The organism is Methylobacterium sp. HJ2, assembly GCF_056431005.1.
This window is the reverse complement of the sequence record NZ_JBWJYM010000003.1, coordinates 237,822-262,403: the sequence shown is the minus strand read 5'-3', so window position 1 is coordinate 262,403 and position 24,582 is coordinate 237,822. Positions and strand designations below refer to the sequence as shown.

The window sequence follows — 24,582 nt, the reverse complement described above, 5'->3', positions numbered from 1 at the left end:
TTGACGCCGATCGGCGATCGCGCCGCTCACAGCCCCTGCATCGCACGCGCCATCCTGGCCGGGCAATCCGAGACAGGAGATCGCCCCGTGCAGAGCCGCGTCACCGAGACCCCGCCCGCCCCATCCTCGAGGGCCGCCGCGCATTTCGCCGACCGGCTCGCGCTGGAGACCGATTGCGACGACGTCCACGCGGCCCTCGTCGCGGGGGAGCCGGATTTCGTGCTCACCGACACCCGCGGACCGGGCGCCTACGACCGCGCGCACCTGCCGGGCGCCGTCAACCTGCCCCATCGCACCATCACGGCGGAGCGGTTGGCCGCGTGGCCGCCCGACACCCTGTTCGTGGTCTATTGCGCCGGGCCCCATTGCAACGCGGCCGACAAGGCGGCGCTGCGGCTCGCCGGCCTCGGACGTCCGGTCAAGCTGATGATCGGCGGCGTCACCGGCTGGATCGACGAGGGGTTCGCTCTCGTCGGCCCCGACGCGACCTGAGGCGGGGGAGGGGGCCGGCCTCGCATCGGGGCGCGGCGGCCCTATTGAATCCGCCAGGGATGCAGAGGAACCGACGGCATGGCCGGGATCGCGATCATCGGGGCCGGCATGGCGGGCGCCGCGGCGGCGCGGGCGCTGCACGCGGGCGGCCATACTGTCCGCCTGTTCGACAAGGGCCGCAATCCCGGCGGCCGCCTCGCCAACCGGCGCCTGTCGGACGGGATCCGGGCCGATCACGGGGCGCAATACGCGACCGCGCGCGATCCCTGCTTCGCCGCATTGATCGACACCCTCGTGGCCGCGGGAGCGGCGGCAGCCTGGGGCGAGGCCGGCTGGTTCGTCGGTACACCCGCGATGACCGCCCTGCCGCTGGCGCTGCTCGCCGGGTTCGATCTCCGCACCGCGTGCCGGGTCACGGCGCTCGCGCGCGACGGTGCGGGCTGGCGGCTCGACGCCGAGGATCACGACCTCGCAGACGATCGCTTCTATGCGGTTCTGGTGACGGTTCCGGCCCCGCAGGCAGCGACGCTGCTCGCCACGGTGGATGCCGCATGGCCCGATCTCGCGACGACGCTCGCCCGGATCCGCTACGCACCGTGCTGGACGCTGATGCTCGCGCATGACGGGCCGCCGCTCATCCCCGAGACCTATCGGCGCGCGCCGGATCCCGGCTCGGCGCTCGCCTGGATCGCTCGCGACGCGACGAAGCCGGGCCGCGAGGCGCCCTGCGAGATCCTGACGATCCAGGCCGGCGAGGCGTGGTCGCGCCGGCATCTCGAACTCGACCGCGACGCGGTGGCGGCCGGCCTGCTGGCGGCCCTGCGGGAGGCCTATCCCGACACCGCGCCCGTCGACGCCGCCATCCGGGCGAGGAGCGCGCATCGCTGGCGCTACGCCCGCGTCGAGGAGCCTGCGGGCCTCCCCTGCCTGTGGTCGCCGGACCTGCGTCTCGGCGTCGCCGGCGACGGCTTCCTCGGTCCGCGCGTCGAGGCGGCCTATCTCAGCGGACTCGCTGCGGCGGACGCGATCCTCCGATCCGTCTGACGCAGATCCCGCGCCGCGCCGGCCAAGGTGAAAACGTTACCATGCACTCTCTGCATAGCCCCTCTCTCACCGACGGCATGGTGCGGCGCAATGGAGTCGTGCATAGATCATTTGTGCACGGCGGCGATGGCGTCGCGGCCGTGCTGCCCTTCTTGGGCGTTTCCTCCCTAGACTTCGGGCCGCTCCTTCGGGAGTGGCCTTTTTTCTTGGATGGATGAGATCTCGGTCGGGAAAGGTCTCGGTCGCGGATCGGCCCTGTCCGGAACGGCGGGTCGCCGGTCTACCGCTGCACCGCAGCACGATTCGCCGACGCGAAACCGGTCCGTGCATCGGTGCCGCGCGGTCGAGAGAGCGGCATCCGCCTCCGGGAGCCGGGCCCTAATGCCCGTCGTGGTCGTGAGGCTCCGGCAGCGTCAGGCCGAAATGGCTGACCAGATCCTGCACCTGGCCCGGGCTCAGCATCCTCGGATTGAGGTTGCGCAGGAGCAGGTAGAGCTTGGCCGTCTCCTCAAGCTCCTCCGTGGCAAAGACCGCCGTCTCCAGGCTCTCACCAGCGACGACCGGGCCGTGATTGGCGAGAAGCACGGTGCTATAGTGGCCGGCTAGGCCCCGGATCGCGTCGGCGACCGCCGGGTCGCCGGGTCGGAAATACGGCACCAGCGCGGTGCCGCCGGTCCGCATCAGGTAATAGGGCGTCAGCGGCGGCAGCACCGCCTTCGGGTCGATCTCGGGCAGCATCGAGACCGCGACCGCGTGGGTGGAATGCAGGTGCACGATGGCGCGGGCCTCGCTCCGGCTCTCGTAGAGCGCCGTGTGGAGCGGGATCTCCTTGGTGGGCTTGTCGCCCGAGACGAGGCGGCCCTCGGCGTCGAGCCTCGCGATGCGGGCCGGATCGAGGAAGCCGAGCGAGGCGTTGGTCGGCGTCACCAGCCAGCCGCCGTCGTCGAGGCGCAGGGAGATATTGCCGGAGGAGCCGGGGGTCAGGCCGCGCTCGAACAGCGAGCGGCCGTAGCGGCAGATCTCCTCGCGCAGGCGGGTCTCGCTCATGCGGTCGCTCCCTCGTTGAGTTCGAAGCCGAGATCGAGCGTGCCGGCCGGCGCGCCGCTGCTCAGGCGCTCCGCCGCAGCCCGGCCGATCTCCAGGCGCGGGGTCCGCATCGTCGAGAGCGGCTGCGGCAGCGCCGCGGTGATGTCGAGGGCGTGGCAGCCGAACAGGGCGAGGCGCCCGGGCACCGCCCAGCCATGGCCGAGGCAGCAGAAATAGCCGCCGAGCGCCATGTCGTCGTTGGAGAAATAGACCGCGTCGATCTCCGGCACCCGGCTGATCAGCGCATCGAGACCGGCGCGGCCGGCCGCCGCCGAGGAGGGGCCGGGGACGATCTCGCGCCCGAGGAGGGCGAGGCCCGATTCCCGCAGGCCCGCCTCGAACCCCGCGAGGCGCTTGGCCGCCCGCAGGTCCCGTCCGAGATCGTGCCCGACATAGCCGATCCGGCGGTAGCCGCGCCCGATCAGATGGCGGGCGCTAGCATGACCGACCGCCCGGTTCGAGAAGCCCACCACGATGTCGAGGCCCGGCCCGTCCGTGTCGATCATCTCCACGATGCGGATGCCGGACGCGCGCAGGCGCGCCAGGGCCACCGGGGTGTGCTCGAGTCCCGTCAGGACCAGCGCGGCCGGACGCCAGGACAGCAGGGCGCCGATCAGGGCCTCCTCCCGCTCGGGATCGTACTCGCTGACCCCGATCACGCTCTGGAAGCCGGTATGGTCGAGGGTGCCGGTGAGGCCGCGCAGCAGGTCCGGGAACACGATGTTGGCGAGCGAGGGAATCACCACGCCGACGAGCTGGGAGCCGGCCGAGGCGGCGTTGCCGGCGAGGCTCCCGGCGAGGCGGTTGGGCACGTAGCCGAGCCGGGCGGCCGCCTCCAGCACGCGGGCACCCGCGCGCTTCGAGAACGAGCCCTGGCCGCGCAGCACCCGCGACACCGTGCTCTCGCCGACCCCCGCCTCGCGGGCGACGTCGGCCAGGGTCACGAGCCGGCCCGGCGGCTGGTGGATCGTCATCGTTCCTCCCATCGCCGCCCCGGCGTCTTCCGCGATCCACGACGGTTCGGCAGCGCCGGCATAACAAGTCGCCGCCGCCGTCACAATCAATTTTGGCAGCGCTGCCACATCGCCGTTGGCAGCGCTGCCAAAGCAGTATACGGCTGAGGATCAGCACCGCCGGAACGCGCGGTGACGAGGATGGCCGCCCGCAAGAAGCGGCCGACGAGGGAGAACGCCATGTCCGTGCAATCCGCCGCGGTCCCGGGGGCCGCCGTGCCATCGACGGACTTCGTCGAGCAGACATACGCGAAAGTCTTCTGGCGGCTCGTGCCGTTCCTGATGCTCTGCTACGTCGTAGCGTATCTCGACCGGGTGAACGTCGGCTTCGCCAAGCTGCAGATGGCGCAGGAACTCGGCTTCAGCGAGACGGTCTACGGCCTCGGCGCCGGGCTGTTCTTCATCGGCTACTTCCTGTTCGAGGTGCCCTCGAACGTGATCCTGCACCGGGTCGGCGCCCGGGTCTGGATCGCCCGGATCATGATCACCTGGGGCATCATCTCCGGCGCGTTCATGTTCGTGAACTCGGCGACCACCTTCTACCTGATGCGCTTCCTGCTGGGTCTGGCCGAGGCCGGCTTCTACCCGGGTGTGATCCTCTACACGACCTCGTGGTTCCCGGCGCACCGCCGCGCGAAGGTGATCGCGGTGTTCATGTCGGCCATTCCCGTCTCGGGCATCTTCGGCAACCCGCTCTCGGGCTGGATCATGGACGCCTTCAACGGCGCATCGGGCCTGTCCGGCTGGCAGTGGATGTTCGTGATCGAGGCGGTGCCCGCGATCCTCGTCGGCGCCGCGGTGTTCCTCTACCTCGACAACCGGCCCTCCGAGGCGAAGTGGCTCTCGGATGCCGAGAAGGCCGTGATCGAGCGGGACGTCGCCGCCGAGGGCGCGGGCAAGACCGAGAGCCCGCACTCGATCGCCACCGTGTTCCGCCACGGCCGGATCTGGTTCATGAGCCTGATCTACTTCGCCTTCGTCACCGGCCAGTACGGCCTGACCTTCTGGATGCCCACGATCGTCAAGGCGTCCGGCGTGCAGGGCAACCTCAACATCGGCTTCGTGAGCGCCATCCCGTTCCTATTCGCGGTGTTCGTGATGATCCTGCTCGGCCGCAGCGCCGACCGGATGCGCGAGCGGCGCTGGCACCTGATCGTTCCGGCGCTGCTCGGCGCGGTCGGCTTCGTGGTGGCGGCCAGCACCGGCAGCACCGTGGTGGCGATCGCCGCCCTCTCGGTGGCGGCCGGCGGCGTCCTCACCTGCGCGCCGCTGTTCTGGTCGCTGCCGACCGCGTTCCTGACCGGAGCGGGCGCGGCGGCCGGCATCGCGCTGATCAACTCGGTGGGCAATCTCGCGGGCTTCGCCAGCCCCTACGTGATCGGGGCGCTGCGCGATGCCACCGGCAGCACCGCGGCCGGCATGTACGCGCTCGCCGTGATGCTGGTGATCGGCGCGGCCTGCGTGTTCGTCACGCCGAAGAGCCTCGTCAACCGCTGACCCGACCCGGCGGACGGCGCCTCGCGCCGTCCACCCCCGTTCCGACACGAGAGCGATCAGGCCTCCCATGACCAGCACCACGACGAGCGGCCGAGCCGCGGTGATCGGCCTCGGCTCGATGGGGGCCGGGATGGCGGGCTCGCTCCTGCGGGCGGGCTTCTCGGTGACGGCCTGCGACGTGAACCCGGAGGCCGTGGCGCACTTCTCGGCGTCGGGCGGCGTGGGCGCCACGACCCCGGCACAGGCGGCGGAGGGCGCGGACGTGGTGGTCTGCGTCGTCGTCAACGCCGCCCAGACCGAGACCGTCCTGTTCGGGCCCGGCGGCGCGGCGGAGATGATGCGGCCGGGCGCCGTCTTCGTCTCCTCGGCCACCATGGATCCCGCCATCGCCCGCCGCCTCGCGGCGCGCCTGGAGGAAACCGGCCGGCTCTACCTCGACGCCCCGATGAGCGGGGGCGCCGCGCGGGCCGCGGAGGGCGCCCTGACCTTCCTGGCCTCCGGCTCGGCCGCGGCTTTCGCCGCGGCGCGCCCCGCCCTCGATGCGATGGCCGGCACGCTCTACGAACTCGGCGACGCGGCCGGGCAGGGCGCGGCCTTCAAGATGATCAACCAGCTGCTCGCGGGCGTGCACATCGCCGCCGCCTGCGAGGCGATGAGCTTCGCCGCCAAGCAGGGCCTCGACCTCGCCAAGGTCTACGCGGTGATCACCGCCTCGGCCGGCAATTCGTGGATGTTCGAGAACCGGATGCCTCACGTCCTCGAGGGCGACTACAGCCCGAAGAGCGCAGTCGACATCTTCGTCAAGGACCTCGGCATCGTGCAGGACATGGCCCGCGCCGAGAAGTACCCGGTGCCCGTGGCGGCGGCGGCCCTGCAGATGTTCCTGATGGCGTCGGGCGCCGGCATGGGCCGCGATGACGACGCCTCGGTCGCGCGGCTCTACGCCCAGGTCTCGGGCGCGTCGCTTCCCCCCGCGAAGGCCTGAGGCGCCGCCATGCCGCGTTTTGCCGCCAACCTCACCCTGATGTTCACCGAGCATCCCTTCCTCGACCGCTTCGCCGCGGCCGCGGATGCGGGCTTCACCGCCGTCGAGTTCCTGTTCCCCTACGAGCATCCGCCCGAAGCGATTGGCGAGCGCCTGAGCCGCTACGGGCTGACCCAGGCGCTGTTCAACCTGCCGCCGGGCGACTTCGCGGCGGGCGAGCGCGGCCTCGCGGCGCTGCCGGACCGCTTCGACGAGCTGCGCCAGGGCGTCGAGACGGCCTTCCGCTACGCGGAGGTCACCTGCGTCGACCGGCTCCACCTGATGGCGGGGCTCGCCGATCCGCGCGATCCCGACGCCGTCGCGAGCTACCGCCGGGCGGTGACGTGGACCGCCGAACGCCTCGCCGAGCGCGGCCTCGACCTCGTGCTCGAGCCGATCAACGCCCGCAACATGCCGGGCTACTTCCTCAACGATTTCGGCATGGCGGCGGACCTGATCCGCGCGATCGGCATGCCGAACCTGAAGCTGCAGTTCGACCTCTACCATTGCCAGATCCTGCACGGCGACGTGACCATGCGGCTGCGCGCGCTCATGCCGCTGATCGGTCACGTGCAGACGGCGAGCGTGCCCGACCGCCACGAGCCGGGGACCGGCGAGATGAACGACGCCTATCTGTTCGCCGAGCTCGACCGGCTCGGCTACGCCGGCTTCGTCGGCTGCGAGTACATCCCGGCCGCCGGCACGCGCGAGGGCCTCGGCTGGTTCGCGCCCTACCGGGGAGAGGCCCGATGAGCCTGTCGCTCGGCTGCGTCGCGGACGACTACACGGGGGCGTCCGACCTCGCCAACACCTTGACCAAGGCGGGCCTGCGCACGGTCCAGACCATCGGCGTCCCGGCCGCCGATCTCGCGCTGCCCGACGTCGACGCGATCGTCGTCGCGCTGAAGAGCCGCTCGATCCCGGCCGCGCAGGCGGTCGCCCTGTCGCGCGAGGCCGATCGCTGGCTGCGCGACCGCGGAGCGGCGCACGTGATGTTCAAGATCTGCTCGACCTTCGACTCGACAGAGGCCGGCAACATCGGGCCGGTGACCGACGCCTTGCGCGGCGATGCCGGCGAGGCGATCGCCCTCGTCACCCCGGCCTTCCCGGAGACGGGCCGCAGCGTGTTCCAGGGTCATCTCTTCGTCGGCGCGGTGCCGCTGAGCGAGAGCCCGCTGAAGGATCATCCGCTCAACCCGATGCGGGATTCGAACCTCGTGCGGGTGCTGGCCCGCCAGAGCGCCGGCCCGGTCGGGCTCGTCGACATCGCCACTGTGGCGCGCGGGGCCGACGCCGTGCGGGCCCGCCTCGACGCGCTGGCGGCGGACGGCCACGGCGCGGCCATCGCCGACGCGATCTTCGACGCCGACCTCGAAATCCTGGGCCGCGCCGCGCTCGCGCACCGGGTCTCGGTCGGCGCCTCGGGCCTCGGCCTGGGGCTCGCCCGGGCGCTGGCCGCGGCCGGGACGGGTGCGGCGGACGCGGCCGGCGCCGTCACGGCGGAGCCCGTCGGCGGGCTCGCAGCCTGCCTCGCAGGCAGCTGCTCGCAGGCGACGCTGGGACAGATCGCGGCGGCCGAGGCGCTGATGCCGGTGCTGCGGCTCGACACCGAGAGCCTGATCGACGGCGGCAACGCCAGCGTCGTGGCGGCGCTCGCCTGGGCGGCCGAGCGGATCGGGCAGGGGCCCGTCCTGATCGCCAGCAGCGCCGACCCCGAGACCGTGCGCGCCCTCCAGGCCCGCTACGGCGCCGCGCGCGCCGGGCACGCCATCGAGGAGGGCTTGGCCCGGATCGCCGCGGGACTCGTGGAGCGGGGCGTGCGCCGCCTCGTGGTCGCGGGCGGCGAGACCTCGGGCGCGGTGGTCGACCATCTCGGTCTGACGGCGTTCCGCATCGGGCCCGAGATCGCGGCCGGCGTGCCGGTGCTGCGGACGGCGGGCGAGCCGATGCTGCTCGCCCTCAAGTCCGGCAATTTCGGCGGGCAGGACTTCTTTGCCCGCGCCCTCGACCTGATGCGCTGAGAGGAATCCGCATGCACGCCCTGATCCTCGGCGCGGCCGGCATGATCGGCCGCCGCCTTACCGCCGCCCTCGTGAAGTCCGGCCAGGTCGGCTCCGAGCCGCTCACCGCGCTCAGCCTCGTCGACGTGATCCGCCCGGAAGCGCCCGCGGGCTTCGAGGGCCCGGTCCGGGCCGAGGCCGCCGACCTCTCGGCACCCGGCGCGGCCGAGGCCGCCCTCGCGGGCCGGCCCGACATCGTGTTCCACCTCGCCGCGGTCGTCTCGGGCGAGGCCGAGGCCGATCTCGAACTCGGCTACCGGGTCAATCTCGACGGCACACGCCTGCTGTTCGAGGCGATCCGGCAGCTCAGCGCCGCCGACGGCTACCGGCCGCGCGTGATCTTCACCTCGTCGCTGGCGGTGTTCGGCCAGCCGCTGCCCCCAGTCATCGGCGACGATTTCATCCCGGCCCCGGCTTCCTCCTACGGCACCCAGAAGGCGATGGGCGAGCTGCTCCTCGCCGATTACAGCCGCCGCGGCTTCCTCGACGGGATCGGGCTGCGCCTGCCGACCATCTGCGTGCGCCCGGGCAAGCCCAACAAGGCGGCGTCCGGCTTCTTCTCCGGCATCATCCGCGAGCCGCTGGCCGGGCAGCCGGCCGTGCTGCCGGTGGCGGACACGGTCCGGCACTGGTTCGCCAGCCCCGGCGCGGCGACCGGCTTCCTCCTTCACGCGGCCGGGCTCGACCTCGCCGGCCTGGGCACGCGGCGAACCATGACCATGCCGGGCGTGTCCGCGACGGTGGCCGAGGAGATCGAGGCCCTGCGCCGGGTCGCGGGCGACGGGGCGGTCGCCCTGATCCGGCGCGAGCCCGACCCGGCCGTCGCCCGCATCATCGAGACTTGGCCGGAGGCGTTCGACACGCGGCGCGCCGACGCGCTCGGGTTCACGGCGGACCCGTCCTTCGACGCGATCGTGGCGCAGCACGTGGCGGAGTTCCACGGCGCGCAGGCGGCCTGAACGGGCACGCCGTCCGGAAGGAGAGGTCGGACAGGTAACGCAACGCCGTCCGCCGCCGAAGGATGGGGGTGCGCCACCGCGCACGGCCCATCACCCGGAAGCCCCCGACGATGCGACGCGCCCTCCGCCTCTCACTCCCGCTCCTGGGCGCCGCCCTGGCCGCCTGTTCGGCCCACGCCGCGGACCGCCCGGTGGTGGTCGAGCTGTTCACCTCGCAGAGCTGCTCGTCCTGCCCGCCGGCCGAGGCACTCCTCGGCACCCTGGCGCAGGAAGGACCCGGCGTGCTGCCGCTGGCCTTCCACGTCACCTACTGGAACCACCTCGACTGGCGCGATCCCTACGCGCTCCCGGCCGCCACCGCCCGCCAGGAATCCTACGCCGGCCGGCTCGGGGACGGGGTCTACACGCCGCAGGCGGTGATCGACGGACACCGCGGCGTGGTCGGCTCGCAGGTCGACGGCGTGCGCTCGGCCATCGCGCGGGCCCGCGCCGAGGCGGGCAGCGGCGTTCCGGTCAGCCTCAGCCGCGACGGGCCGAACCTCGTGGTGCGGCTGGGGGAGGGCCCCGCCGCGGCGAGCGTCGTCCTGATCGGCTTCGACCCCGCCCACACGACCCGGGTCGCGCGGGGCGAGAATGCCGGCCGCACCCTCGTCCAGGCCAACGTCGTGCGCTCGGTGCGTGAGATCGGCCGGCTGTCCGGCGCCGGTCGGACGCTGACCGCGCCCTGGCCCGCGGGGGAGGCGGCCGCGATCCTGGTCCAGGCCCCGGACGGGCGCATCCTGGGGGCAGGGCGTCTCGACGGCTGATCCGGCCTCCGCTGCGACCCGGCGTCAGCGCCGCCGGCGCCGGCGTGCCGCGATCACCCGGCTGAGCACGAGGGAGAGCTGCTCCACCGAGTAGGGCTTGTGCAGCAGCTCGAACCCGTGCGTCCCCTCCTGGGCGAGGACGTGGCTGTAGCCGCTGGTCAGGACGATCGGCAGATCGGGCTGTCGCTCGCGGATCTCGTTGGCCAGCGAGACGCCGTCCCGGCCGGGCATCACCACGTCGGAGAACACCACGTCGAAGCGGTAGGGGATGCGCTCCAGTTCCGCGAGCGCCGAGTCGGCGTCGCGCACCCAGACGGTGGCGTAGCCGAGTTCCTCCAGCGTCTGCGTGGCGAAGCTGCCGACCTCCCCGTTGTCCTCGACCACGAGCACGCAGGTGCCGCGTCCGTCGATCGGAACGGTGACGGTCTCGTCCTCCTCCGGCCGGCTCGCGGGCGCCTCGGCCCTGGGCAGGTAGAGCGTGAAGGTGGTGCCCGCGCCGACCTCGCTCTCGACCAGCACCTCGCCGCCAGATTGCTTGACGAAGCCGAAGACCTGGCTCAGCCCGAGACCGGTGCCCTGACCGACGCCCTTGGTGGTGAAGAACGGCTCGAAGATCCGCTCCATCGCCTCGGGCGCGATGCCGGTGCCGGTGTCGCTCACCGAGACGGCGACGAAGGGGCCGGTCACCGCGGCCTGCCGCCGGGTGCCGGGGACGCCGTCCGCCGGCTGGACCAGGATGGTGAGCACGCCCTCGCCGTTCATGGCGTCGCGGGCGTTGACCGCGATGTTGACGATGGCGGTGTCGAACTGACTCGGATCGGCATGGACGAAGCAGGGCTGCTCGGGCAGCCGCGTCACCACGCGGACCCGGGCGCCCGTGAGGGTGCCCACCATGTCGCCGATGGCGGCGACGCTCGCCCCCGCATCGAAGGTCTCGGGCTTGAGCGCCTGGCGCCGCGCGAAGGCGAGGAGCTGGCCGGTGAGCTTGGCCGCGCGGTCGACGGTATCGGAGATCGCCAGCACGTAGCGGGAGCGGCGATCCTCGGGCAGGTCGCGGCGCTTGAGCAGATCGGTCGAGGACTTGATCACGGTGAGGAGGTTGTTGAAATCGTGCGCCACGCCACCGGTGAGCTGGCCCACCGCCTCGAGCTTCTGGGCCTGGCGCAGGGCCTCCTCGATGCGCTCGCGCTCGGTGATCTCCGCGGTGAGGCGGGTATTGGCCTCGGCGAGCTCCTGCAGGCGCCAGCGCTGCTCGGCCAGATCGGTGAGCACGCCGCAGAGGAGCGAGTCCTGCTCGCCGTCGCGCGCCAGCCGGCTCAGCGACACGAGGAACGGCCGCTGCGCGCCGTCCGCCTCGCCCAGCACGATCTCGGCGCGGGCGGGGGCCTCGGCGGCCTCGGCCAGCAGGGCGTCGAGCGCTTCCTGGTGAGCCCCGCGGACGAAGCCCGTCAGTGCCCGCCCGATCAGGCGCTCCTGGCGCGTGTCCAGCATCTCGGCGAGGCGCCGGTTGCAGTAGAGGATCGTGGCATCCGGCGCGAGGGTGAAGGCGCCCTCCTGGATCTGCTCGATCAGCACGCGGTAGGGCCGGTCGGCGTTCTCCAGGGTGTAGACGAGGCGCTCGCCGTCGAGGCCCTCGACGACCACCGCGTCGAAATCGCCGCGCCGGATCGCGGCCAGCGTCTCCTCGCTCTCCTCCAGGCGCGCCTCCAGGTCGCGGATGCGGGCCAGCGCGCTCGCGAGAGCGGCCGTGGCCGTCGGGTCCTGTCCGGGATCGCCCGCGTCAGGGTTCATCGGCCTCTCCGGCGCCGAGGCCGAGCCCGGCGCGGATCCGGCGGGCGTCGCCGAGATCGCCGGTCAGGCGACGGGCGGGCTCTGGGCGCAGTCGCACCAGGGTCGGGGCGGCCAGCACGCGGTCGCTCTCGGCAAGCTGGGGCTGCTGGTAGATATCGACGATCTCGAGATCGTAGCGTCCCGGCAGGTCGGCGTCGCAGACGTGCCGGACCGTCTCGATGGTGCGGCGCGAACGCGGCGAGGTGCCGGCGATGAACAGGCGCAGGCGATAGCGTTCCTCGGCACCCGGCTCGGACCCGCTCACGTCTGGGACGCCTTCGGCCGGATATCGAGGCCGACGAAAACCTTCTCGGTGTTCGAGAGGTCGCCGATGATGCGCTTCAGGGGCGAGGGCAGGCGCCGCACCAGGGTCGGGATCGCCAGGATCTGGTCGCCGGCCGCGAGCTGCGGGTTCTTCAGGAGGTCGATTACCTCTAGGTCGTAGCGACCCGCGAGGTGCTGCTCGCAGAACCGCTTCAGGTTCGCCATCGCGGCGAGCGACTTCGCGGTCTGCCCGGCGACGTAGAGGCGCAGATGATAGGTGCCGGTCTCGAGGTCGCCCTCCTGTGGGTCTTCCGCCGTGTCGTCGCCCGTCATCTGCCCTCCCGCCGTGCCGCGAGCGCCCGGCGCTCGCCCGTCATCCGTGCCTCGTGCGCGGCATCCTCGCCGAGCAGCACGGTCTCCTCCTCCTCGGTGGCCTCCAGGCTCGCCTGCAGCTCCGCGATCTGCCGCTCGATAGAGAGCCGCCGCCGCGCCGCCGCGCGATGGCGCCGCTCCGCCTCCTGCCGACGCCGCTCCGCCGCCGCCTGCTCCTCGGCCTCCTGAACGATCCGGGCGCTGCCGGTGAGCACGCCCGCCGGACCAACATACGCATCGACCAGATCGATCCCCGAATTCGACATCAGGAACTCGCGGATCTGGTGGGAGTGGCTCATCCCGCGGGCCTTGATGACGTAGAGGGTGCGCGTCCGCTCGCCATTCGCCTCCACGTTCAGGAGCTTCACCCAGGAATCCATCAGCGAGGACACGCCGATGTCGTCCCCGCTGTCGATGCCGCCGTCGGTGCGCATGCTGGTGACCACCGCGGTGATGCCGCGGCTCTTGAGCAGGTCGATCATGCGCAGCACGGTCGCCTGCAATTCGCTCGCAGGGCCGCGCAACGCCGAGAGCGGATCGACCACGACGAGGCTCGGGCCGAACTGCTCGATGTCGCGGTGCATCCGCGCCAGATGCATCTCCAGGCCGTAGAGGCTCGGTCGCGCCGCCTCGAAGCGCAGAAGCCCGGAGGCGAGGTGGCGCGCGAGATCCAGACCGATCGAGGCGGCATTGCGCACGATCTGGTCGCCGCTCTCCTCGAAGACGAAGGCCATGCAGCGCTCGCCGCGGGCGCAGGCCGCGTCCATCATGCTGGCCGTGATCATGGTCTTGCCGGTCCCGGCCTCGCCCGAGATCAGGATGCTCGACCCGCGGTGGAAGCCGCCGGGCCCGAGCATGGCGTCGAGTCCCGGGATCCCGGTCGAGATCACGCCCGCGGGCGCGCTGTAATCGAGATCGGCCGAGGTGACGGGCAGCACGCTGATCCCGCCCGCATCGATCAGGAACGGGTACTCGTTGGTGCCGTGGGCCGAGCCGCGATACTTGACGACGCGCAGGCGCCGCGTGGTGATCTGCTCCTCGACCCGGTTGTCGAGGAGCACCACGCAGTCCGAGACGTATTCCTCGAGTCCCTGGCGGGTGAGCTGGCCCTCGCCGCGCTCGCCCGTGATGATCGCGGTGAGCCCCCGGTCCTTGATCCAGCCGAACAGGCGGCGCAATTCCGCGCGCAGTAGGCCGGGATCGCTGAAGCCCGAGAACAGCGTCTCGATCGTGTCGAGCACGATGCGCTTGGCACCCACCGAATCCACTGCGAAGCCGAGGCGAATGAACAGGCCCTCGAGGTCGTACTCGCCGGTCTCCTCGATCTCGCTGCGCTCGACCCGGACATGGTCGATCGCGAGCTTGCCCGCGGCCACGAGGCCGTCGAGGTCGTAGCCGAGGGAGGCGACGTTGGCGGCGAGATCCTCGGCGCGCTCCTCGAAGCTCATGAACACGCCGGGCTCGCCATAGGCCGTCGCGCCGTTGACCAGGAAGGTCGTGGCGAACAGCGTCTTGCCGCAGCCCGCCGCGCCGCAGACGAGCGACGGCCGCCCGGCGGGCAGGCCTCCGAAGGTAATGGCGTCGAAGCCCGCGATGCCGGTCGGCACCTTGGGCAGTGCGGGGACCGTCTGCGGATGAGGCGCCACGGCGTCGTCCTCTGCTCTGGACCGCCCAGGCCGGATCCCCGGATCGATCGGGCGGCGCATCACGGCCAACGGGATCGTGACGGGCGCTGCTCGCCGAAGGTGCGATCGCGGACGGGGCCGGAAAATCGGTGCCGTCGAGAACCGGCGGCCTGACCCGGTACTGCAAAGCCTCAGGCCCCGCAACACGGTCCGGCACGCGGAGCCGCGTGCGGGCGATACGCCTGCGGGCAGTCCGTCAGCCCCGCCCGCGGCGGGCGTCCGCGGCGGCGAGCATCTGCCGCAACTCCTCGGCGACCCGGCTCTGGGTCGCGTCGATCGGGGCGGTGCGGCGGGCGACGAGGCGCAGCTCCTGCGCCTGCAGGCCGCTGTCGCGCAGCGGCATGAACACCATCTCGCCCCGCGCGACCTCGACGTCGGTCTCGATCTCGCTCAGGAAGGCCACGGTCTCGCCCAGGCCGACGGAGCGCTTCAGGAGCTCGATCGAGTTCGTCTCGGCGATCGACTCGATGCCGATCATCGAGCGCTCGAAGGCCTCGGCGAGCAGCGCCCCGATGGTCACGGAGCGGTCCGGGATCACCATCGGGAAGCCGATGCAGTCGGCGAGCGCCGCGGTGCCGCCGCGGCAGCGCAGCGCCAGCGCGTGGCCGGGCGCCGTGACCACGCCGATCCGCGAGGTGGTGCGCCCCAGGACCCGGAGCTTCGGGTCCGACGGCAGCTGGTAGCCCAATCCGAGGTCCGCCTCGGCATTGATCACCGCCCCGACCACGTCGTCGCGCGGCAGCGCCCGCACCACGAGCTTCACGTAGGGGAGGTTGGCCCGCATCCAGTTCACCAGCGGCGGCATCAGGGTGTTGGCGAGGCCGCTCATCGTGGCGATCCGCACCAGGCCCCGGCGCTGTCCCTGCAGGTCGATGAAGCGCGAGCGCATCTCGGCATGGCCCCGCAGGGTCTGGCGCACATGGGCGATCAGGAGCTCGCCCGCCACCGTGAGCCGCATGCGGCGGGGCAGGCGCTCGAAGAGCTGCACCCCGAACTCGGCCTCCAGCGCCAGGATCTGCCGGTTGATCGAGGAGGCGGCAATCCCGAGCCGGTCGGCCGCCCGGCGGATCGAGCCGGTGCGCGCGACCTCGTCGAGATAGCCCAGCATTCGCGCGTGCAGCATCGGCGCTCCGTTGCCTCAAAGGCATCGCTGAGCACTCTTTTTAATGCTTCTCAAAGAGCGAGCAAGGCCTATCAATCGGGTGAAATCCGCAGGAGGTTCAAGGCGATGGCCGTCACGCTCACACGTCGCAACGCGGTTCTGGGCAGCGCTGCCGCGGCGGCGGCCGGGCTTCTCGCCGCACCGCGCCGCGCGCGCGCCGCACCCACGAGGATCCGCTTCCTGACGAGCTGGTTCGCGCAGGCCGAGCACGGCGGCTTCTACCAAGCGCTCGCCACCGGCCTCTACGCGAAGGAGGGGCTCGACGTCGCCATCGACATGGGCGGCCCGCAGATCAACGGCCTGCAGCTCCTCACCGCGGGCAACGCCGACATCGTCATGGGCTACGACATCCAGGTGATGAAGGCGGTCGAGCGCAAGCTCCCGGTGGTGACGGTCGCGACCTCGTTCCAGCACGACCTCCAGGGCCTGATGACCCATGACGGGGTCGCCGGCCTGCAGGACCTCAAGGGCCGCAAGATCCTGATCGCCAACACCTCGCACGTGACCTTCTGGCCCTGGCTGAAGCAGCGCTTCGGCTACGCCGACGACCAAGCCGCCCCCTACACCTTCAACCTGCAGCCCTTCCTGCTGGACCCGGACGCGGCGGTGCAGGCCTATCCCTCGTCGGAGCCCTTCGAGGCGCGCCAGCAGGGCGGCAAGGTCAAGTTCTTCCTCTTCGCCGACGACGGCTACCCGCCCTACGGCACCACAATGGTGACGACCGAGCGCTTTGCCGAGACCAACCCCGAGGCGGTTCGGGCCTTCGTGCGGGCGACGCTCATGGGCTGGCGGGACTACCTGTCGAACCCGGGGCCCGCCAACGCCTTGATCCGCCAAGCCAACCCCAAGATGGACGAGGCCCGCATCGCCTACGCGGTCGCCTGGATGAAGGCGCAGGACGTGCTGGGCAAGGGCGAGGCGGCCGAGCGGGGCATCGGCACGATCTCCGAGGCGCGCTGGAAGCAGACCTACGACTTCATGGTGGCGGGCGGCACGCTCTCGCCCGCCACCGAGTGGCGCAAGGCCTTCACGACGCGCTTCGTCGACGGCCTCGGCATCATGCCGGCGTGATCCTGATGGACGCGCGCCCCGACCCCTCTCTGCGCCTGTCGCCCGGTCCGGCCCCGGTCGTCGAGCTGCTCTCGGCCGAGAAGGTCTTCGCCGGTGGCGTCCGCGGGCTCGATCCGGTCACCCTCCGCGTCGAGCCGGGCGAGTTCGTCAGCCTGATCGGCCCCTCGGGCTGCGGCAAGAGCACCCTGCTGAAGCTGATCGCGCGCCTGCACGAGCCGAGCGACGGGCGCATCCTGTGGTGGCGCGGCGGCTTCGACCGGGTCGGCGATGCGGGGCGCCGCCTCGCCTTCGTGTTCCAGGAGCCGACCCTGATGCCCTGGGCCGACGTCGCGACGAATGTCCGGCTCCCCCTCGACCTCGCGGGCGTCCCCCGCCGCGACGCGGCCCCCCGGGTCCGGGCCGCCCTCGAACAGGTCGAGCTCGGCGGACGGGCCGGCGCGATGCCGCGCACCTTGTCCGGCGGCATGCGCATGCGCGTCTCGATCGCCCGGGCGCTGGTCACCGAGCCGGACCTGCTGCTGATGGACGAGCCGTTCGGGGCGCTCGACGAGTTCACCCGGAACCGGCTCGATGCGGATCTTCTCGCCCTGTCCTGCCGGCGGCGCCTGACCACGGTGTTCGTGACCCATTCGGTCTCCGAGGCGGTGTTCCTGTCCACGCGGGTGATCGTGATGGCGGCGCAGCCCGGACGGATCTTCGCCGAGTACGCGGTCGACGAGCCCCAGCCGCGGGACGAGGAGTTCCGCCTGAGCGACCGCTTCGCCGGCCACGGCCGGGCCGTGTCGGCCCTCCTGCACCAAGCCTCGCTCGTCAGCCGGGGGGAGGCGCGATGAGACCCGCGACGCGGCCCCTGATCGAGCGGGCGTGGTTCCGCAACGCCCTGGCGCCGGTCGCCGTCGGGCTCCTCCTCCTCGGCCTGTGGCAGGCCGTCTGCACCCTGCGCGGCATCCCGGCCTACCTGTTCCCGGCCCCGAGCGACATCGGCCTGAGCCTCGCGGCCAATCTCGGACCCCTGCTCGCGGCGCTCGCCAGCACCCTGAAGGTCACGCTGCTGGCCTTCCTCGGCGCCACCCTCGTCGGCACCCTGGTGGCCTTCCTGTTCGTGCAGAGCCGGCTGATCGAAATCTGCTTCTTTCCCTACGCGGTGATGCTCCAGGTCACGCCGATCGTCGCGGTGGCGCCGCTGATCATCATCCTGGTCAAGGACACGTTCTGGTCGCTCACGATCTGCGCGGCGGTGATCGCCGTGTTCCCGGTGATCTCCAACACCACGATCGGCCTGCGCAGCGTCGATCCGGGCCTGCTCAGCTACTTCCGCATGAACAAGGCCGGGCGCTGGCAGATCCTGACCCGGCTGCGGGTGCCGAGCGCGCTGCCGTTCTTCCTGGCGGGCCTGCGCATCGCGAGCGGCCTCGCCCTGATCGGCGCCGTGGTCGCCGAGTTCGTGGCCGGCACGGGCGGGCGCAGCGCCGGCCTCGCCTACGAGATCCTGCAATCGAGCTTCCAGCTCGACATCCCGCGCATGTTCGCCGCGCTCCTGCTCATCTCCGTGACGGGGGTGCTGCTGTCGCTGGCGATGGCGCTGCTGAGCCGCCGCCTGCTGACCTGGCACGAGAGCGCCGCGGAGGAGACCCGATGAGCGCGACGACCGGCGATCTCGTCCTCCGCGGAGCGATCGGCCTCCTCACCGGCCTCCCGGGCGTCGGCGCCCGCGCGACCGGCGACCTCCGCATCCGCGACGGCCGCATCGCCGCGCTCGGCCACGTGCCGGCCGAACCCGGCGACCGGGTGCTCGATGTCCGCAACTGCGTGGTGACGCCGGGGCTCGTCAGCACGCATCACCACCTGTTCCAGAGCGTGCTCAAGGCGGTGCCGGCCGGGCTCGACGTCGGGCTCGAGACCTGGCTGCGCTGCGTGCCCTACCGCTACTGGAGCCGCCTCGACGAGGAGGCGATGCGGGTCGCGGCCGAGATCGGCATGGTCGAGCTGCTGCTCTCCGGCTGCACCACGCTCTGCGACCACCATTACCTGTTCGCCGACAGCTACCGCTTCGACCCGGCCGCGCTCCTGTTCGAGACGGCCGAGCGCTTCGGCCTGCGCCTCACCCTGGCGCGCGGCGGCGGCACGCTGAGCCGCAGCTACGACACGCCCGAGATCGTGCCGACGCCGACCGAGCCCCTCGACCGGATGCTGGAACGGGTGCGCGACCTCGCGGACCGCTACGACGACCGGGCGCCCGACGCGATGACCCGCGTGGTTCTGGCCCCGAGCACGCCGACCTGGGCCTGCACCCCGGACGAGTTGCGCGCCATGGCGGTCGCCGCCCGCGCCATGGGGATCGGCCTGCACAGCCACCTCTCGGAGACCGGCACCTACGTCGACTACACCCTCGCCACCTACGGGATGCGCCCGGTGCAGTTCGTGGCCGAGCACGGCTGGACCGGGCGCGACGTGTTCTTCGCCCATCTCGTCCACGCCGATCCGGGCGAGGTCGCGCTCCTGGCCGAGACCGGCACCGGCATGGCCCATTGCCCGCAGAGCAATTGCCGGCTCGGCTCGGGCATCGCGCCGGCAGTCGAACTCGACAGGGCGGGGGGCCGCGTCTCGATCGGCGTCGACGGCGCCGCCTCGAACGAGGCCGCCGACATGGTGAGCGAGATGCACTGCGCCTGGCTCGCCCACCGCTCGGTGAAGGGCGCGCCGAGCCTGACCTGCGACGACGTCCTGCGCTGGTCGACGGCGGGCGGAGCCGACATCCTGAACCTGCCCGCCATCGGCACGCTCGCGGTGGGGCAGGCCGCCGACATCGCGGTCTTCGACCTGACGCATCCGCGCTACGCCGGCCTGCACGACCCGCTGGCGGCGCCCGTCGCCTGCGCGGGATCGGCGCATCTGCGCCACGTCCTCGTGGCGGGCCGGCCCGTCGTCGCGGACGGCGCCGTGCCGGGCGTCGATCTGCCCGCCCTGTCGGCCCGCGCCGCGGCAATCGTCCGGCGCCTCGCCGACTGACGTTCGATTCCCCTCGCGCAGTCATCCCGGCCGGGCGCGAAAACGTCGTTGGAGTAACGACGATGCTCACCACGAAGCAGAACCTCTTCCGCAAGTTCTGGCATGCCTGCATCCCGGTTCACGAACTGGAGACCGGCCCGAAGCCCTTCACCCTGATGGGCATCGAGATGGTGCTGTTCCTCGATCAGGACGGGGCGCCGAAGGCCCTGCGCGACCGTTGCTGCCACCGCACCGCGCGCCTCTCCAAGGGCTGGTGCGAGCGAGGCACCATCGTCTGCGGCTATCATGGGTGGAGCTACGACGGCACGGGCCGGCTCGTGCGCGTGCCCCAGTACGATGACGACCGGCCGCTGCCCGACGTCTCGGTCGACGCGTATTTCTGCATGGCGCGCTACGGCTACGTCTGGGTCTCGATCGAGGAGCCGATCGAGGACCTGTTCGACATCCCCGAGGACCGCGACCCGGCCTTCCGGCGCATCTTCCAGTTCTACGAGACCTGGAAGACCGCGCCGATGCGGATGATGGAGAACTCCTTCGACAACGCCCACTTCGCCTTCGTGCACCAGGGCACCTTCGGCGACGCGAGCCAACCGAAGCCGAAGATCTACGACATCATCGAGACCGATTACGGCTTCTACGCCGCCTCGACGGTCGACATCGTCAACCCGCCGGAGGCCCATGCCATCACGGGCGACACCAGGCCCTACACCCAGCGCAAGATGGAGAACCACTGGTACCTGCCGTTCTGCCGACGGATGGACATGGAGTATCCGAGCGGCATCCGGCACATCATCATCAACTCGGCGACCCCGATCGACGACGAGCGCATCCAGCTGATGCAGCTCCTCTACCGCAACGACCGCGAGGAGGATTGCTCGACCGAGAGGCTGATCGCCTGGGACCTCAAGATCACCAACGAGGACAAGGAGGTCCTGGAGAGCACGGACCCGGACGCGACCCTCGATCTCGCCACGCGGATCGAGAGCCACATGGCCTCGGACCGGCCCGGCATCATCATGCGCAAGCGCCTGCTCGACCTGCTGCACCAGAACGGCGAGGACGAGGTGCGGCGCGCGGCCCCACCCCCGGCGCCCGTCGGCAAGCCCGGGCTGATGCTCAAGGGCCCCGGGGCCGAGGGCACGATCCAGGTGGTGATCGACCGGGTCACCCGCGAGGCCGAGCGCGTCGTCGCCCTCGACCTCGTGGCCGAGACCGGCGCGTTGCCGCCCTTCGAAGCGGGCGCGCATGTCGACGTGCATGTGGCCACCGGCATCGTGCGACAATACTCGCTCTGCAGCGATCCGGCCGACCGGAGCCGCTACACCATCGCGGTGCTGCTGGAGGCCGCCTCGCGCGGCGGCTCGCAGACCATCCACGACGCCTTCCACGTGGGCCGGCGCGTGCGCATCACCCGGCCGCGCAACCGGTTCGGCCTCGCTGAAGGCCGGCGCCACCTGCTGATCGCGGGCGGCATCGGGGTGACGCCGATCCTCGCCATGGCGCACGCGCTGGCCGCGCGCGGGGCGGATTTCAGCCTGCATTACTGCGCCCACAACCGGGCGACGGCGCCCTTCCTCGCGGCCCTCGAAGCGGGCCCCTTCGCCGACCGCCTCTCGGTCCATCTCGGCGCCGACCCGGACACCCCGCGCTTCGATCCCCGCGCGGTGCTCGCCGAGGAGCCGGCCGACGCGCAGGTCTATGTCTGCGGGCCGGCGCGCCTCCAGGACGGCGTCGCGGCGGCGGCCGAATCCCTCGGCTGGGCGCCGGAGCGTCTGCACCGGGAGCGCTTCACGGCGGATGTCGACCGCAAGGGCGATCCCTTCAGCGTCACCGCCGCGCGCAGCGGCCTGACCGTCGAGATCCCGCCCGAGCGCAGCGTGGCGCAGATCCTGGCCAAGCACGGCATCGAGATCCCGGTCTCCTGCGAGCAGGGCGTCTGCGGCACCTGCGTCACCCGCGTCGTTTCGGGTGCCGTTGACCACCGCGACCTGTTCCTCTCCGAGGCCGACCGCGCCCGCAACGACCGCATGACGGTGTGCTGCTCGCGCGCGCAGAGGGGCGCAACGCTGGTGCTCGACGTCTGATGCGACCTCCGCTCGATCACAGCGGAGGCCGGGTCAGACGAGGCCGCGCGGCACCTGAGCGAAGCCCAGAGCCGCCAATCCGAAGGAATCGTCCGGATCTGATCTGATCGCTCGCGGCCCCGCCGGGCTCACTCGCGGGGCGGCTCGCTGGCGGGCGGGGCGACGAGCGCGTCCGGCTGGGCGTGGCGGCGGATCGATTCGGCGACGAAGCCCGACGCCTTCGCCTCCTCGACGAAGGCGCGCAGGCTCGGGAGCGCCGCCGGGCGCGTCCGCGGCACGCCCATCGCCTGCTCGATCGCCATGAACCGGCCCGGCAGGACGCGGTAGCCCGGATGCTCGGCGGCGTAGCGCACCAGCGGCTGCCGCACGCCGCCCACGGCCTCGAGCCGCTCGCGCACGAACAGGTCGACGGCCTCCGACGAGGTCGGCGCGCGCAGCAGCGCCGCGTGGTGGATCGCCCGGGTGAGGAAGAGGTCGTAGGCGCTGCCCCGCCCGACCGCGATGCGCACGCCCGGCCGGTCGACCGCCTCGATGGCCGAGAGATCGGAGCCCGGCGGCACCATGTAGGTCCCCTCGATCACGAGGTAGGGCGCCGTGAAGGCGATGCCGGCCGCGCGGACCGGGTCGGCGGCCAGGAACGCCACGTCCCAGGCCGCGCCCTGCGCGTCCGCCGAGACCCGTCCGGCCGCCTCGTAGGGCACGAGGTCGAGGGGCAGCCCGAGGCGCTCGGCGAGGCGGCGGGCGAGATCGACCGAGATGCCCTGCAGGGCGCCGTCCTCGGTCCGCGCGAGCACCGGGTTGCCGAGATTGATCGCCGCGCGCAGCCGCCCGCCCGGCGCGATCGCCGCCGCCCAGCCGGCCTCCTGCGCGACGGCGGCGGACCGGCCGCCGATCAGCGCCGGCATCAGGAGGGCGAGGCCCGCGAGGCGGCGGCGGATCGTTCCGGCTCTCACAGGACGGGGCTCCAGGGCGCCAGGACCTCGCGGTAGCCGTCGGCCGTCCGCTCCAGGTGGCCCAGTGCCGGGAACGGGTAGTGGAAGCCCTGCAGCAGCGCACGCTCGGAGGCGATCCGGTCGTAGACCCGGCGCCGCGTGGCCTCGGCCATGTCGGGATCCTGGTCGTACATCACGTGCCAGCCGGGATGGCGCGCGAACAGCACCGGCACGTTGGTGACGTCGGACTGGATGAAGACGCTCGCGCTGCCGGAAGCCAGCACGAAGGAGGTATGGCCCGGCGTGTGCCCGGGCGTTCCGACGGCGGTCAGCCCCGGCACGACCTCGCGCTCCCAGGCATAGGGCGTCACCTTGCGGGCGAGTCCGTCGAACACCCGTCGGGCGTTGCGGAACTGCTCCTGCATCCGGCCGGCCGGCGCCCGGCTCATGGCGCCGTCGTCCATCCAGTAGGCCCATTCGGGCTCGGGCACCCGGATCTCGGCGTTCGGGAAGGCCGGCCGCCCGTCGGGCGTCAACAGGCCGTTCACGTGGTCGCCGTGGAAATGCGAGATCACCACCGTGTCGATCGCGTCCGGGTCGTATCCCGCCGCCCGCAGATTGGCGTGGAACTGGCCGATCGCGCCGCCGCTGGTCCGGACGGCGGCCTCGCCGTTGCCGGTATCGACCACGATGCGGCGCCCGCCCGCCTCGATCACCAGGGGGGTGAACGGCACGGTGAGCCGCGCCCCGTCGCGGAAATCGGCGACGAGCGCGGCGGCGACCTCGGTCCGGGACGCGTTGCCCACGAAGGTCTCGGGCAGCGCGAAGGTGTTGGCGCCGTCCGTCACCGCGGTGGCGAGGGCGTCGCCGACGCGGTAGCGATAATAGCCCGGCGCCTGCCGGGGCAGCGCGCTCTCGGCGGCACACGCCCGGCGCCCGGCGAGCACGGCCGTGGCGAGGGCACCCGTGAGGATCGTGCGGCGGCTTGCGGTCGGCATCTCGCCTCGTCCGGATCGACGCGGAGGGAAAAGCTCGGGGTCGCGCGGAACGGCGCGAGTCGAGGGAGACCTACTTGCGCGAGGCCATCAGGTCGTGCGTCAGCACCGTCAGCTTGCCGATCAGGCTGGTGATGTCGCCCGGGTTGCAGGACCATTGCGTGCCGACGGCCTCGCCGTCCGCGGAGACGGAGACCACGGCGACCGAGCGCAGCTTGCCCTCGCGCGCGAGCTTCAGCTGCTCCTGCAGCACGTCGATCATCGAGGCGATCGACTCGTCGGCCTCGACCGGGGCGAGCCGGGCCGGAAATTGGATCACCGAGGACGAGGCCAGGGCCACCTCGGCATTACGATCGCGCAGGCTCATCGGGCAGATCTCCGGTGTTCCGGCCGGTGCGTTTGCGTGCACCGCACCGGCTTGGCATGACACCGGATTGCGCAAGGCAGTGTGGACGGAGTGTGGCCGCGCGCGGTTCGCGCACCGATGGTCGGGGCCTGTGTTGTTTCGGCAACGCCCGCGAAGGCGGGCGCGAGGGCGAGGGCGGCGAGGGTGGACCGGACGTTCTTTTCCCGCAGCGCCGCGGCGGTGGCGTCGGACCTGATCGGCTGCGGCCTGTTCGTCGACGGGATCGGCGGGACCGTCGTCGAGACGGAGGCCTACGACCGCCTGGATCCCGCCTCGCACAGCTTCGCCGGGCCGACCGCGCGCAACGCCAGCATGTTCGGGCCGCCCGGCCACGCCTACGTCTACCGCTCCTACGGGCTGCACTGGTGCCTGAACCTCGTCTGCGAGCCGGGCAGCGCCGTGCTGCTGCGCGCGCTGGAGCCAGCCGCAGGGCTCGACGCGATGCGCGCGCGCCGGGGTGTGCCTGAGACCCGTCTCCTCTGCGCCGGGCCGGGCCGGCTGTGCCAAGCGCTCGGGGTGAGCATCGCGCAGGACGGCCTGCCCCTCGACCGGGCGCCGTTCCGGCTGGAGGCGCGGCCCAGTCCGGTTACGGTCGTCGCGGGACGGCGGATCGGCATCACCAAGGCTGCGGACACGCCGTGGCGCTTCCTTCTCGCCGGCTCGCGCTTCGTCAGCCGGCCGCTGACGCGGGCCGAGCGGACCGGCCCCGGATAGGGCATCATCCCGAGAGGGGCCGCCGCCTTCCGATCATTCCGATGCCGACCCGAGGACGGGAGCTCGCGCGATGCCGG

General features: G+C 72.1%; 25 protein-coding genes. 14 read left to right on the top strand and 11 right to left on the bottom strand.

All coding sequences use genetic code 11. The features are described 5' to 3' along the window. The first annotated feature begins 87 nt into the window (after nt 1-87). Both ACS5RC_RS09820 and ACS5RC_RS09815 read left to right on the top strand, forming a co-directional pair. On the top strand, nt 88-492 hold the full coding sequence (locus ACS5RC_RS09820; RefSeq protein ID WP_478343667.1) for a rhodanese-like domain-containing protein: 405 nt from the start codon (nt 88-90) through the stop codon (nt 490-492). A 78-nt stretch (nt 493-570) separates the two neighbouring features. Beyond that, nucleotides 571-1,536: an NAD(P)/FAD-dependent oxidoreductase gene (locus ACS5RC_RS09815; protein WP_478343666.1), complete on the top strand. Its 966-nt coding sequence runs from the start codon at nt 571-573 to the stop codon at nt 1,534-1,536. 378 nt (nt 1,537-1,914) lie between these two features. Here ACS5RC_RS09815 and otnC read toward each other — a convergent pair whose 3' ends face one another. The 3 genes from otnC to ACS5RC_RS09800 all read right to left on the bottom strand — a co-directional run bounded on the left by otnC (nt 1,915) and on the right by ACS5RC_RS09800 (nt 3,817). Beyond that, nucleotides 1,915-2,583: a 3-oxo-tetronate 4-phosphate decarboxylase gene (gene otnC / locus ACS5RC_RS09810; RefSeq protein ID WP_478343665.1), complete on the bottom strand. Its 669-nt coding sequence runs from the start codon at nt 2,581-2,583 to the stop codon at nt 1,915-1,917. Continuing rightward, the gene (locus ACS5RC_RS09805; RefSeq protein WP_478343664.1) at nt 2,580-3,596 is read right to left on the bottom strand and encodes a LacI family DNA-binding transcriptional regulator; all 1,017 of its coding nucleotides are present in this window, start codon (nt 3,594-3,596) and stop codon (nt 2,580-2,582) included. Before ACS5RC_RS09805 ends, otnC begins: the two co-directional genes overlap by 4 nt. An 86-nt stretch (nt 3,597-3,682) precedes the next feature. Continuing rightward, the gene (locus ACS5RC_RS09800; protein WP_478343663.1) at nt 3,683-3,817 is read right to left on the bottom strand and encodes a hypothetical protein; all 135 of its coding nucleotides are present in this window, start codon (nt 3,815-3,817) and stop codon (nt 3,683-3,685) included. Between ACS5RC_RS09800 and ACS5RC_RS09795 the strand changes: the two genes are divergently transcribed. From ACS5RC_RS09795 to ACS5RC_RS09770, 6 genes are all read left to right on the top strand, one after another. Then, nucleotides 3,816-5,132, top strand: coding sequence for an MFS transporter (locus tag ACS5RC_RS09795; protein ID WP_478343662.1), 1,317 nt, complete (start codon nt 3,816-3,818; stop codon nt 5,130-5,132). The two genes, ACS5RC_RS09800 and ACS5RC_RS09795, sit on opposite strands and share 2 nt — an antisense overlap. Before the next feature lie 67 nt (nt 5,133-5,199). Then, complete coding sequence (gene ltnD, locus ACS5RC_RS09790) at nt 5,200-6,117, top strand: L-threonate dehydrogenase (RefSeq protein WP_478343661.1); 918 nt, start codon at nt 5,200-5,202, stop codon at nt 6,115-6,117. Nucleotides 6,118-6,126: 9 nt separating this feature from the next. Then, complete coding sequence (otnI, locus tag ACS5RC_RS09785; protein WP_478343660.1) at nt 6,127-6,909, top strand: 2-oxo-tetronate isomerase; 783 nt, start codon at nt 6,127-6,129, stop codon at nt 6,907-6,909. Beyond that, the gene (gene otnK / locus ACS5RC_RS09780; protein WP_478343659.1) at nt 6,906-8,177 is read left to right on the top strand and encodes a 3-oxo-tetronate kinase; all 1,272 of its coding nucleotides are present in this window, start codon (nt 6,906-6,908) and stop codon (nt 8,175-8,177) included. Before otnI ends, otnK begins: the two co-directional genes overlap by 4 nt. A gap of 11 nt (nt 8,178-8,188) precedes the next feature. Then, the gene (gene denD / locus ACS5RC_RS09775; RefSeq protein ID WP_478343658.1) at nt 8,189-9,175 is read left to right on the top strand and encodes a D-erythronate dehydrogenase; all 987 of its coding nucleotides are present in this window, start codon (nt 8,189-8,191) and stop codon (nt 9,173-9,175) included. 110 nt (nt 9,176-9,285) lie between these two features. Continuing rightward, nucleotides 9,286-9,981, top strand: a complete 696-nt coding sequence (locus tag ACS5RC_RS09770; protein WP_478343657.1) for a DUF1223 domain-containing protein — start codon at nt 9,286-9,288, stop codon at nt 9,979-9,981. Nucleotides 9,982-10,005: 24 nt separating this feature from the next. Here ACS5RC_RS09770 and ACS5RC_RS09765 read toward each other — a convergent pair whose 3' ends face one another. The 5 genes from ACS5RC_RS09765 to ACS5RC_RS09745 all read right to left on the bottom strand — a co-directional run bounded on the left by ACS5RC_RS09765 (nt 10,006) and on the right by ACS5RC_RS09745 (nt 15,255). Beyond that, nucleotides 10,006-11,772 carry an ATP-binding protein gene (locus ACS5RC_RS09765; RefSeq protein ID WP_478343656.1) on the bottom strand — a complete coding sequence of 589 codons (1,767 nt, stop codon included), beginning with the start codon at nt 11,770-11,772 and terminating at the stop codon, nt 10,006-10,008. Further along, nucleotides 11,762-12,076 carry a circadian clock KaiB family protein gene (locus tag ACS5RC_RS09760; protein ID WP_478343655.1) on the bottom strand — a complete coding sequence of 105 codons (315 nt, stop codon included), beginning with the start codon at nt 12,074-12,076 and terminating at the stop codon, nt 11,762-11,764. Before ACS5RC_RS09760 ends, ACS5RC_RS09765 begins: the two co-directional genes overlap by 11 nt. Then, nucleotides 12,073-12,408, bottom strand: coding sequence for a circadian clock KaiB family protein (locus tag ACS5RC_RS09755; RefSeq protein ID WP_478343654.1), 336 nt, complete (start codon nt 12,406-12,408; stop codon nt 12,073-12,075). Before ACS5RC_RS09755 ends, ACS5RC_RS09760 begins: the two co-directional genes overlap by 4 nt. Further along, nucleotides 12,405-14,153 (bottom strand): circadian clock protein KaiC, encoded by a 1,749-nt coding sequence (gene kaiC, locus ACS5RC_RS09750; RefSeq protein WP_478343927.1) that lies wholly within the window; start codon nt 14,151-14,153, stop codon nt 12,405-12,407. Before kaiC ends, ACS5RC_RS09755 begins: the two co-directional genes overlap by 4 nt. Before the next feature lie 175 nt (nt 14,154-14,328). Then, nucleotides 14,329-15,255, bottom strand: a complete 927-nt coding sequence (locus tag ACS5RC_RS09745) for a LysR family transcriptional regulator (protein WP_478343653.1) — start codon at nt 15,253-15,255, stop codon at nt 14,329-14,331. Nucleotides 15,256-15,360: 105 nt separating this feature from the next. Between ACS5RC_RS09745 and ACS5RC_RS09740 the strand changes: the two genes are divergently transcribed. From ACS5RC_RS09740 to ACS5RC_RS09720, 5 genes are all read left to right on the top strand, one after another. Next, the gene (locus tag ACS5RC_RS09740; RefSeq protein WP_478343652.1) at nt 15,361-16,365 is read left to right on the top strand and encodes an ABC transporter substrate-binding protein; all 1,005 of its coding nucleotides are present in this window, start codon (nt 15,361-15,363) and stop codon (nt 16,363-16,365) included. 5 nt (nt 16,366-16,370) lie between these two features. After that, on the top strand, nt 16,371-17,198 hold the full coding sequence (locus tag ACS5RC_RS09735) for an ABC transporter ATP-binding protein (protein WP_478343651.1): 828 nt from the start codon (nt 16,371-16,373) through the stop codon (nt 17,196-17,198). Further along, nucleotides 17,195-18,004, top strand: coding sequence for an ABC transporter permease (locus ACS5RC_RS09730; protein WP_478343650.1), 810 nt, complete (start codon nt 17,195-17,197; stop codon nt 18,002-18,004). Before ACS5RC_RS09735 ends, ACS5RC_RS09730 begins: the two co-directional genes overlap by 4 nt. Then, nucleotides 18,001-19,374, top strand: a complete 1,374-nt coding sequence (locus ACS5RC_RS09725; RefSeq protein WP_478343649.1) for an amidohydrolase family protein — start codon at nt 18,001-18,003, stop codon at nt 19,372-19,374. The genes ACS5RC_RS09730 and ACS5RC_RS09725 overlap by 4 nt, the downstream gene beginning before the upstream one ends. Nucleotides 19,375-19,436: 62 nt before the next feature. Next, nucleotides 19,437-21,458 (top strand): Rieske 2Fe-2S domain-containing protein, encoded by a 2,022-nt coding sequence (locus ACS5RC_RS09720; protein ID WP_478343648.1) that lies wholly within the window; start codon nt 19,437-19,439, stop codon nt 21,456-21,458. Between the two features lie 128 nt (nt 21,459-21,586). Here ACS5RC_RS09720 and ACS5RC_RS09715 read toward each other — a convergent pair whose 3' ends face one another. From ACS5RC_RS09715 to ACS5RC_RS09705, 3 genes are all read right to left on the bottom strand, one after another. Then, on the bottom strand, nt 21,587-22,411 hold the full coding sequence (locus tag ACS5RC_RS09715; RefSeq protein ID WP_478343647.1) for an ABC transporter substrate-binding protein: 825 nt from the start codon (nt 22,409-22,411) through the stop codon (nt 21,587-21,589). Beyond that, a complete protein-coding gene (locus tag ACS5RC_RS09710; RefSeq protein WP_478343646.1) occupies nt 22,408-23,388 on the bottom strand; it encodes an MBL fold metallo-hydrolase in 981 nt (326 codons plus the stop codon). The genes ACS5RC_RS09715 and ACS5RC_RS09710 overlap by 4 nt, the downstream gene beginning before the upstream one ends. A gap of 70 nt (nt 23,389-23,458) precedes the next feature. Beyond that, on the bottom strand, nt 23,459-23,752 hold the full coding sequence (locus ACS5RC_RS09705) for a hypothetical protein (protein WP_478343645.1): 294 nt from the start codon (nt 23,750-23,752) through the stop codon (nt 23,459-23,461). Between the two features lie 183 nt (nt 23,753-23,935). Here ACS5RC_RS09705 and ACS5RC_RS09700 point away from each other — a divergent pair, with 183 nt between their 5' ends. Beyond that, a complete protein-coding gene (locus ACS5RC_RS09700; RefSeq protein ID WP_478343644.1) occupies nt 23,936-24,505 on the top strand; it encodes a DNA-3-methyladenine glycosylase in 570 nt (189 codons plus the stop codon). Nucleotides 24,506-24,582 lie beyond the last annotated feature (77 nt).